The sequence below is a fragment of the Pantoea sp. CTOTU46764 genome (assembly GCF_031974595.1).
In the GTDB taxonomy this organism is placed as follows: domain Bacteria; phylum Pseudomonadota; class Gammaproteobacteria; order Enterobacterales; family Enterobacteriaceae; genus Pantoea; species Pantoea trifolii.
Window position 1 is genome coordinate 4,635 of the sequence record NZ_DALYOQ010000102.1, and the last position, 6,912, is coordinate 11,546.

General features: G+C 52.3%; 6 protein-coding genes and 1 pseudogene. 4 read left to right on the forward strand and 3 right to left on the reverse strand.

Annotation, left to right across the window (positions count from 1 at the left end; genetic code table 11):
* From RTM06_RS21765 to RTM06_RS21775, 3 genes are all read left to right on the forward strand, one after another.
* Positions 1-521 (forward strand): M20/M25/M40 family metallo-hydrolase (locus tag RTM06_RS21765; protein WP_312184689.1); only part of this gene is annotated, 521 nt, incomplete at its 5' end.
* 23 nt (positions 522-544) lie between these two features.
* Positions 545-1,393, forward strand: a complete 849-nt coding sequence (locus RTM06_RS21770) for a VOC family protein (protein ID WP_312184690.1) — start codon at positions 545-547, stop codon at positions 1,391-1,393.
* 73 nt (positions 1,394-1,466) lie between these two features.
* The gene (locus RTM06_RS21775) at positions 1,467-2,006 is read left to right on the forward strand and encodes a GNAT family protein (protein ID WP_312184691.1); all 540 of its coding nucleotides are present in this window, start codon (positions 1,467-1,469) and stop codon (positions 2,004-2,006) included.
* A 168-nt stretch (positions 2,007-2,174) separates the two neighbouring features.
* On the opposite strand, the gene RTM06_RS21780 is transcribed toward RTM06_RS21775, so the two are convergent.
* The 3 genes from RTM06_RS21780 to RTM06_RS21790 form a co-directional block, all read right to left on the reverse strand.
* Positions 2,175-3,719 (reverse strand): methyl-accepting chemotaxis protein, encoded by a 1,545-nt coding sequence (locus RTM06_RS21780; protein WP_256698811.1) that lies wholly within the window; start codon positions 3,717-3,719, stop codon positions 2,175-2,177.
* Positions 3,720-4,189: 470 nt separating this feature from the next.
* Positions 4,190-5,443 (reverse strand): diguanylate cyclase domain-containing protein, encoded by a 1,254-nt coding sequence (locus RTM06_RS21785; protein WP_312184693.1) that lies wholly within the window; start codon positions 5,441-5,443, stop codon positions 4,190-4,192.
* A gap of 164 nt (positions 5,444-5,607) precedes the next feature.
* The gene (locus RTM06_RS21790) at positions 5,608-6,642 is read right to left on the reverse strand and encodes an AraC family transcriptional regulator (RefSeq protein ID WP_256698813.1); all 1,035 of its coding nucleotides are present in this window, start codon (positions 6,640-6,642) and stop codon (positions 5,608-5,610) included.
* Between the two features lie 64 nt (positions 6,643-6,706).
* On the opposite strand from RTM06_RS21790, the pseudogene RTM06_RS21795 reads away from it, so the two are divergent.
* A pseudogene (locus RTM06_RS21795) lies at positions 6,707-6,912 on the forward strand (MFS transporter); the annotation flags it as partial.

Consider the following 6,912-nt stretch of genomic DNA (forward strand, 5'->3'; position numbering starts at 1 on the left):
CGCTGCCGAGCCGCGTGTTCAGTTCGCTGGAGTCGCTGGTGGTCAGCGTGACGCGCTTTACCGCAGGCAACAGCTGGAACGTGCTGCCACAAACGGTGGAACTGGAAGGCACGGTGCGCACTCACAACGCGGCGATTCGCGCGCAGATCCCACAGAAAATCACAGCGCTGATCAATGGCATCGCCACCGGGTTTGGCGCGCAGGCGGATCTGGTATGGCAGGAAGGCCCGCCTTCGTTGGTCAACACGCCTCAATGGGCCGATTTCGCGCTGGATCTGGCAGCTGAGCAAGGCTATCAAACCCAAGTTGGCACGCCACAAATGGGCGGCGAAGACTTCGCCTTCTACCTGCAGCAGCTGCCAGGCGCGTTCGTCAGCATCGGCAGCGCCAGTGAATTTGGCCTGCATCACGCCGGATTCGATCCTGATGAAGCGATGCTGGAGCCGGCGGTGCATTACTTCACAGAACTGGCCCAGCGCGCATTGCTGACGCTGCGCCAGCAACAGGCGCTGGCATCGTGACCCTAAGAGCAAGGAGAAAAGCGATGACGATTTCTGTACCTGTTCCACGTCTCGACCACGTGGTGATCAACGTTGCCAGCCAGCTGGATGACGCCAGCGCGCTATTTTGTCGCCTGGGATTTCAGCTGACCGAGCGCGGCCATCACTCGCTCGGCTCCAGTAATCATCTGGCAATTTTTGGTGATAACTATCTGGAACTGTTGGGGTTTGAAGCTGGGCGCGACAATCTGCGCCAGGATCTGTGGCAGTCGCCGATTGGCCTCAGCGGTTTAGTGTGGAAAACCGAGGATGCCGACGCGGTGTGGCGCTATCTGGAGAGCCAGGACATTGACGGCGATCTGCCCGCGAGCTTTTTCCGCCCCGTGACATTACCGGACGGCACCGAGCAGGACGCGCGTTTCCGCACCGTGCGGCTGCGCCCGTCACTGGTGCAGAACGGTCGCAGCTTCTTTTGCCAGCATGACACGCCGGATTCGGTATGGCAGGACGCGTGGCGCGTCCATCCCAATGGCGTGAGCGATATCGTCGAGTTCGTGGTGGTGGCGCAGGATCCCGCCGCCGCCGCCCAGCCTTACAGCCGCTTGTTTGGTGCCGATAAACTCACCGCCTGTCAGGAAGGCGCGTTTGTGCTCAAAGCGGGCGTGGCGACGGTGCGCTTTGCCTCTGCGGAATATGTGACACAGCGCTTCGCCGGATTGCCGATTGATTACGACGGCAGCGCGCGCATGGCAGGATTGAGCTTACGCACCACGGATCTGCGCAAAGTGAAAGCCAGCCTGCTGCTCGGCGACGTGCCGTTCCGCGAGGAAGCTTCGGCGATTATTGTCGGTGCCGAGCAAGCGTTTGGCGTGGCGTTACGGTTCCAGTTGTGATTTGTAGGGTCGCCATTTATGGCGACCTGGTTTACCTTAATTCACTTTCGTATCCGACAAACGAAGGCGAAATGTGACCCCTAAACTGCGTCTCGAAACCCTCAGACTCACCTGCTCGCAAATCACCGAAGACGACTGGGCTTTCTTCCGTCAGCTCCAGCTCTCGCCACAGGTCATGCATTACATTGCCGATGCAAAATCTGAAGAAAAAATTCACGCCGACTTCACAGCAAGATTGCCGCTCTGGTCGCCACGCAGCGCGCATTGGTTGTGTCTGGTGGTGCGGGAGAAACAATCGGGCAATTGCATCGGTGTTAACGGCTATATTCATCGCGATAGCGACTGTGCCGAAGTTGGCTTTCTGTTCGCACCGGAAGCGCAAGGCAAAGGCTATGCACACGAATCGCTTCGCGCCATTTGTGACTATGCGTTCGGCGAAGGCGGCATTCGACGTTTGAGTGCCACTGTCACCGCAGGCAATACGCCCTCTCGTCGACTGCTGGAAAAAGTTGGTTTTGTATTAGAAGGTGAGCTGCGGGAAAGTTACTGGCTGAAAAATGCGTGGCATAACGATTGGCTGTTTGGGCTGCTGCGTGGGGAATATGGGTTGTAATGGAGGTGTTATCCACTTTGCGGTAATCGGATTTGGTTAGCGACTAAGCTATAGGCTAACGGGAAGAGCCACAGAAGAAGCATGCCTGAGGCTGATTCTCGCGGAGTCGTAGGCAAAAGATAAAATAATGCGGGGCCCAGACTAGGGCCCCAACGTAAATGAGATTTATTACACCTGGAATGCTTCAACCATGCCACGTAAAGCATGCGCCTGGGCAGAAAGCTCTTGTGACGCAGAGGAGGATTCTTCAACCAATGCAGCATTGTTCTGTGTTACGCCGTCCATTTGACTAACGGCAATGCTGACCTGCGAAATCCCCTGCATTTGTTCGGAAGAAGCCAGAGATATCTCGTCCATCGCATCCGCGAGCTCACCTACCATGCTGACGATTTTCATGATGCTCTGGCCGGTTCCTGTCGCCACATTCACCCCACTTTCCACCTGCCCTACGGCCTGCTCAATAAGGTGTTTTATATCCCGCGCAGCAGTCGCACTTCGTTGTGCTAGCGTTCTGACTTCACCGGCAACAACGGCAAATCCCCTTCCTTCCTCACCGGCGCGAGCAGCTTCAACGGCGGCATTGAGTGCAAGAATATTGGTCTGGAAGGCAATGCTTTCAATGACTGAAGTAATATCCCTCACTTTTGTCGCGCTTAGAGAAATCTCGTTCATCGTATCCGACATTTTCTGCACATCTGCCTCGCCTGCTCGCGCCAGATCTGCTGTCCCACGTGCAACTTGTGCCGTCTGTTGCGCACCTGCAGTGTTACTTTTCACCGTTGCCGTAAGTTGCTCCATACTTGCGGCCGTTTCCTGAAGCGCAGCGGCCTGCTGTTCAGTACGTGATGAAAGTTCTGTGTTGCCTTTCGATATCTCATCTGCGGCTAAAGCAACAGATCCAGCCGAGTCTTTAATTTGTGATACCAGCCCACGTAGACTCTCCTGCATACGATCTAACGATGCCAGTAGGCTGTGCTTATCGTTACGGCGCAAGGTTATTGAGGTTGTCAGATTCCCCGCGGCGATGGCTGCCGCAAGTTCTTGTGCCTGGGCGGGCTCGCCGCCTAGCTGACGCATCAGTACGCGTACGATGAAATAACCGGTCACCCCAGAAATAATCACCGAGAGTGCCGCCATTATTAATAAAATAAACGCTGTGCGTGTCGTGGATGCACTATTCTCAGCCATTGTCTCCTTGCTGAGTGTCATTTCGATATTCGTCAGCGCATCCAGCGCTCCCATTAATGCCTGCTGCGCCGGTCGCGCAGTTTTCAAGAGGTAAACCGTTGCTTCCTGCTGACGGTTATCGAGTCCCATCTTCCCTGCGATCATTAAGGTCTCCATCGCGGCGCTCTCTGAGGAAACGACCTTATCAAGAGCCTCCTTCCCTTGAGATGAAACATTGATCGTCATGCTTTCCACCAGCTCACGACGCTTATCAATATAATTTTTCTGCTGCGAGATTAATCTTTGCCATTCAGGCTGCATTTCTACGGGATCGCTCAGTAACGCCAGGTTGCGAACGGCAATAGCCATATCTCGAGCAATTCCCCGCATATCCTGAACCAGCGTAAAGCGCTTCATCTTGTTATTAACCGTATCTTCCATCCCATCCCGCGCCTGCCATAATGCGTTCAGAGCAATCCCCGTGCACAATACGAAAAGAATAATGAGCAGACTGAAACCCGCAGCCAGGCGTGTAGATATTTTCATTTATAATTCTCTAAAAGTTCAGGATGATTTGCAGAAGAACAGAAATTATAGACAGTGAAATTAACCCTGCCTGCGCGGCAAATTAATAAGGGCTTCACTCAAGTTTATCACGCCCGGAAATTATAAGAATCACTTTAGTTACCACGAATAACTTAAGTTAAATTAAGCCTTTTCAAAGCATTAATTTAAATTAAATTCACCCATCACTAAATTTAAATTAATATTTTTTGGGGGTAAATATTTTCTCTTTTTTTAGTTACATTATTTTAGAAACGAAGAACGTCTTAAAAACAGGTGTAAAATAAGAACAATTTCCCTTAAATTGCGCTCTTATTCTTTCTCTGATTGGCTTCAAAAGGGCATCACTGCTACCTGTAATGCCAGTAGAAGTCAAAATCATACTGGAAGTCGGGCCTTTTATGCCCAAACGGTGTCAACGATGTTCGCCATGGCCTCTTCTGGCAAATTTCTTACAACGGCGGCGTATCAGGTTGGAAAAATTGATATGACCCATCACGTCGTGCTTTAGCCTGATACATCGCTTTATCGGCATTGTCGAATAACGTTTTGGCCGTTTTCGTCCCGAAACGCGCAAGGCTGATACCAATCGATGCTCCGATCTTTACTTCCACGCCACTAATAGAAAAAGGAGCTTTCAGGCCGTCTATGAGGCGCAGTGCAATACCGGCTGCAGCATCATGACTACTGCACTTTGCTGCCACGACAAACTCGTCTCCTCCCTGGCGTGCTAACGAGTCGCCTTGGCGCATGCAACTTTGTAGCCGTTCGCTTACCTGCTGCAGCAACATATCACCCATTGCGTGCCCCATCGAATCGTTAACGGCTTTGAATCCATTTAGATCGATAAACAGTACAGTCGTATACGAAGGATCTTCTACGTGCGTCAGCATGGATTGCACTTTGTCGTTGATCCAGGCTCGGTTTGGCAGTCCGGTTAACGTGTCGCGGGTAGCGAGCCGCTCAAGCATCATCATCTTTTCTTTATCTCGGGTGATATCGCGCGAAACCAGCACTGCCCCGATATTTTTACCTGTAGAGGGATCGCTAACGCCGCAGGCCTTAGTACCAAGTGTAATGTAGTGGCCGTTACGATGCCGCTTGCGCACCTCAACGACGTCTGGTAACTCAGCACCGTTGAAGATATTTGCCAGAACGACCTCAGCAGGTGTTCTATCTTCAGGATGCAGGAAGTCCACCACCAGTTGGCCAACTATTTCATCGGATGACCAGCCTATCATTTCGCTATAAGAAGGAGAGATCGAAACGTACCGGCCTTCCGCATCGCAGTGGGCGATCAGATCAGTACTGTTTTCTATTAACAGACGATATTCTGTCGCCGTACGCAGCGCGTCCTGAAGTGCTTTGCGCTGTCCGGTAACATCTAAAACGAAGCCACTAAACTGTGCATGAGAATCATTTGATTGGCATGCCGGCAGACCTGAAACAATCACATGGCGCAACTTTCCATCCAGACATTTGATCGGCACTTCTATATTAAAAGGCGTCCTAAACTCTAATGCTGCTGTCAACTGCAATGCGATTTTTGCATCTTCCTCTACCAGCGCGAGGCTAAGCCACTCACAAAGCGTTATGCCTTTAAGTAATGGCATCAGACCTTCAGGGCTTTCCTGGCTGGCAATGCAAATGCCCTGTGCATCCGTGGACCAAACGGCAGAAAATGTAGGTTTGAACGCGATATGCATGCTGGTGATTCCGTTGTTTGCTGATGATGCTGAACACATTTATTTCTGCTTCTAAACCCATTAGGTGCTAAAAAATGCCTGATAATGAGAACGTCAGGCTTTCTATCGCGGCACCGCTGGAGCCTGTTATGCGGCATCTTCGGGCCACAAGAGCTGATCCGGACTTATCGGCTGATTAGCTCAGGATCTTTAATAACGCCTCTCGCTGTTCGCTGACGCATAGCGCCCGGCGGATAGCCATTGATGCGCTTGAACGCTCTGCTAAACGCTGCCTGCGAGGCATAGCCAAGACGTAGAGCAACGGTGTCAATTGAGATCTTATCGTGAGTAATCCAGTGACCCGCGATGCGCATCCGCACTTCTCTTGCATAGCGCTGGGGAGGTATGCCGATGATTGATTTGAAGCGTTCAGCAAAAACAGAACGCGACACATGCGACTGGGCAGCAAGCTCGGCAACAGACCACTCCCGGCTTGTATCACGATGAATGGCCAGAATGGCGCGGGCAAGTCGTGGATCACGTAACGCAGCGATCAGGCCTGCGGCGTTCTCGCTACCGTTTTCGATCCATCCACGCACAATCATGGCCGCCGCCACTTCTGCGAGGCGTGCCAGAATGCCCGCAAAGCCCGCGCGTCCGGAACAGATTTCCGATTTCATCGCGCCCAGAACGGGAACCAGCCCCGGATAAATTTGTTCGTTTGCCTCAACCACGATGGCTTGCGGCATCAGTTTACCCAGGCCCTGCATTCCACCAAGATCGAACTCCATACAGCCATAAAACAGAACCGTGCTGGGTGTCGGATGCGAACTCGGGCAGGTGTTAATTCCGCTGACGGCCTCGCCTAATGGCGCAGAGCCGAACGTGTCGATATGTTGAAATGAACAGCTGGCATCCGATAAAAGCTGATGCTCCTCACCCTGCGGCATGAACACCATGCTGCCGGCGTGCAGTTCGTGCAACGTACCCTCACTTGTGCGAAGCAGCGCAGTACCCACGGCGATGTAATGAAAATAGGCGTGTCCCGGCCTGTTGCTAAAACCGACGCCAAACTCAGAACCCGTCTGCAAGCGACGATACTGCACGCCACGCAGGCGCATTTCCAGCAGCAATTCACTGATGAGCTCGGATGACAGGGCAAAATATTTATTCACATGCATATTCGGAGTTTCGGGTAAAAAATCAGGGTGAGGCATCATAGATCGTCCAGTTGCTCGACTCTAGACTTGGAGCTGTGATTTTTTACTCCAGAAAGAGTGTGTTATGAGAAATGAAGCAACTGAAGCTGTATCCGCAAGTTTAACCTGTTCTGAACCCAAAGAATCCGCATGGATGGCCGTGATTTCACTGACTATGGGCGTATTTGGCTTACTGACAGCAGAATATCTTCCTGCCAGCCTGCTGACACCCATGGCCGCCGATCTCGGTGTGACGGAAGCGCTCGCTGGTCAGGCTGTGACCGTCACGGC